This is a genomic window from Micromonospora sp. LOL_024 (assembly GCF_048060415.1).
In the GTDB taxonomy this organism is placed as follows: Bacteria; Actinomycetota; Actinomycetes; order Mycobacteriales; family Micromonosporaceae; genus Micromonospora.
This window is the reverse complement of the sequence record NZ_JBHMIS010000095.1, coordinates 1-2,747: the sequence shown is the minus strand read 5'-3', so window position 1 is coordinate 2,747 and position 2,747 is coordinate 1. Positions and strand designations below refer to the sequence as shown.

At 70.3% G+C, this 2,747-nt stretch carries 1 protein-coding gene and 1 pseudogene; both read left to right on the top strand.

The window, feature by feature from the left end; genetic code table 11:
• Positions 1-321: 321 nt before the first annotated feature.
• Positions 322-1,162: pseudogene (locus ACFHWY_RS28150) on the top strand (DUF5954 family protein).
• A gap of 194 nt (positions 1,163-1,356) precedes the next feature.
• Positions 1,357-2,412 carry a questin oxidase family protein gene (locus tag ACFHWY_RS28145; protein ID WP_416583268.1) on the top strand — a complete coding sequence of 352 codons (1,056 nt, stop codon included), beginning with the start codon at positions 1,357-1,359 and terminating at the stop codon, positions 2,410-2,412.
• Positions 2,413-2,747: the final 335 nt, after the last annotated feature.

Below are 2,747 nucleotides of genomic sequence, written 5' to 3'. Positions count from 1 at the left end.
TTCACACACCCCCACCACCGCATCCCGCCAGGTCAGACCGCCAATGGCGGCTGCCGTACTACGCCCGGCGGAGCCCTGACCGTAGGTTTACGGAAGGCGCTGCCGCCGGCTTTGGCGCACCCGCGCACACATCCCGGTCGTGCGCGAATCGCTGATACGTCCGGCCACCGAGCTCCCCATCGGTGCCGGCGTAGCGAGAACCAACTCCACCAACCACGTTCCGGGAACCGCCCCCACCAATCAGGGGTGGCCGTGCCGATGTCCGGGAACGCCGCGTGCCGGCACGACAGAACCCGCCGGTCCGGCGCAGAATGATTCCTCGTGAGCCACGACGACCCACCGCCGGTCGCGATCGTGCGGGTCGCACGACGCGACGATCCGGTCGGCGCGGTAACCGAGCATGACGCCACTCGGCGCGCCCACGCGTACCCGACCATCCGGGTCGGGGCGCCACTGTTCGGGCATGCCGTGGACCTGCGCGGCGGACGCTGGCAGGTACACGCCCTGTTCGATGTCACCCCGCAAGACGCCCGCAACACCCTCGCCCACCGGCTGCGGGAGCGGCTCCTCGAGACCACCGATCCCGCCCTGGCCGCCGAGGTGACCGCCGCCGGGCAGATCCTGGACCGGGACAAGGTCAACGAGGTCACCGTCGCCGGTCAGGTACACCGCGTCGTCCGGGCGGACACCTTCGCCCGCTTCGGTCCCGGCGGGCCCGAACCCCCGCGGCCCACCGACCCCGACCCCCGCCCAGGTGCCACCCGACGTGTACGCCGACAGCGTCGCCGCCGTGCACACCCACCCCGACGTCGTCCTGCTCCCCTGCCGCTATGCCGCCGCCGAACACATCGACGGCATCTGGCAACCAATCACCCACGCCGTCGCCACCCCGCAGGAAGCACGCGACGAACTCGCCTTCATTTTCCGCTACATCGAGCCACGCCGTAGCCATCTCACCCCCGATCAGATCACCACCTACCGGCACGCCGCCGACCAACTCGGCAACACACCCATCGACGAGTTCACCGTCCTCAACCGACGCTTCCGGATCACGCGCATCGAAACCCTGCTGCGCTTCTCGCCCGAGGGCCCCGAAGGCCCCCGCCCTTCCGACCACAACCCCGACCCGCCGCCCGAGGCCGCGTCACGCGCATCAGCCTGACCAACACCCGCCACCAAAAACGACCCATCCCGTATCCCACGGCGGACGGCCTCGCCGACTACATTCCGTTGCAGCGCGGGTCAGTCGCGCCCGCACCTGATCACGGCCACCGTGGCCGAGCCTTAGCTACCACAACGGCACTGTCGGCCCGACCAGGTTGACCTCAACCCTGCTTGAACTCCTACCGTCGCCGCATGAGCGAACTCGACGAGGCTTACCAGCGGGTCCGGCTTTCCGGTCCGGAACGGGGCGGTTGGCTGTCCAACCACGCGCCCATGGCGATCGAGGCACTTGCTCGGCACGGCCACGGCGAGGCCGTGCACCGATGGCTGGACGGGTACGCCGACCGGCTGGAGGAACGACCACGGGGTATCGAGCCGATCGCCGCCGACGAGTGGCGAGACCCGCTCGGCGACCCGGTGCGTACCGGTGACTGGCTCGACTACTTCGACCGCGAGGTGGCCGACGAGCCCTGGCGGCAGGTGCTCGCCCGATGGTGGCCCCGCCTGCTGCCCGGCATTGCGGCCGGCGCCACCCACGGCGTGATCCGGGTCGGCCACGCGGTGCGCGCGCTGCTGGAGCAGGAGACCGCACCCCGCATCGGCGAACTCGGCCAGGGACTGGCCTACTGGGCAGCCCGCTGGCAGCCTCTCGCGCCACCCGGCGCCGGGCGGTACCTGGCCACCGATCCACGAACCGCGCTCGACGCGGTGCCGCGCATACCCGACCAGCGCTTCGGAATCCGGGCCCGCCTCGCCCAACTCGCCGACCTTCCCCGCTGGCCCGCGGCGGCCGGTGCGGTGCCGCACGGCGGAGAACGCGTCGGGGACACCGCCGCCGATGAGGACGCCGTGCCGGCCCGCCTGGCCGGGATCGTGCACGCGGCGGTCCTCCGGCACGGCACCCACGGGTACGCCAACCCGGTCATGCTGGTACACGCCGCCACCGCACCAAACGCGGTCCTGCGCACCCTACCCGCCATACCCCGAGTGCTCTGGGCGGCCAGCCTCGCCGCCGCCTGGGCCGCCACGGCCGCCGTCACCGCCTCGTACGCCCCAGCGACCGGACGTTCCGCCCCGCCGACCGCACCCGATGTAGACCCCGCCGAGGCCATGCAGCACGCGGTCGACTCCACCGGCCCGCACGCCATCAAGTTCGCCGACACCGCGCTCGACGCGTACGCCATCACCAGCGACACCACTCTCCTCGCCGCCTCGATACACGCCAGCGAACAGACCGGACGATGGTGAGAACCCGCCCACCCTCCACGGCACACTGACCCGATCAACTCCTTCGGTGTCACGAGCCGGAACACCGGGCAGACAGAGACACCCGAGGAAACATCCGCTCATCGAATCCGCACCCAGGCAAACGGCGGATTCAGAAACGCCCGTCATGTGACGTCACCGACTTGGATCGTCGGCAAGTCGAGGGGCCCGGCCTCCGGACGCAAGCCGAACTCGGGGCGGTATGCACGTAAAGTGTACGTATTTCGTGTACTCGAACCTGTACGCCGACACGAGTGGGTCTGTCAAGTTAACGGCTGATCTTGGTTGTTGAGGTGGTCAGTCGTTGGCCGGGGTGA

Coding starts and splice junctions, on each gene's coding strand:
- ACFHWY_RS28145 (WP_416583268.1), top strand. CDS start 1,357: ATGAGCGAACTCGACGAGGCTTACCAGCGGGTCCGGCTTTCCGGTCCG.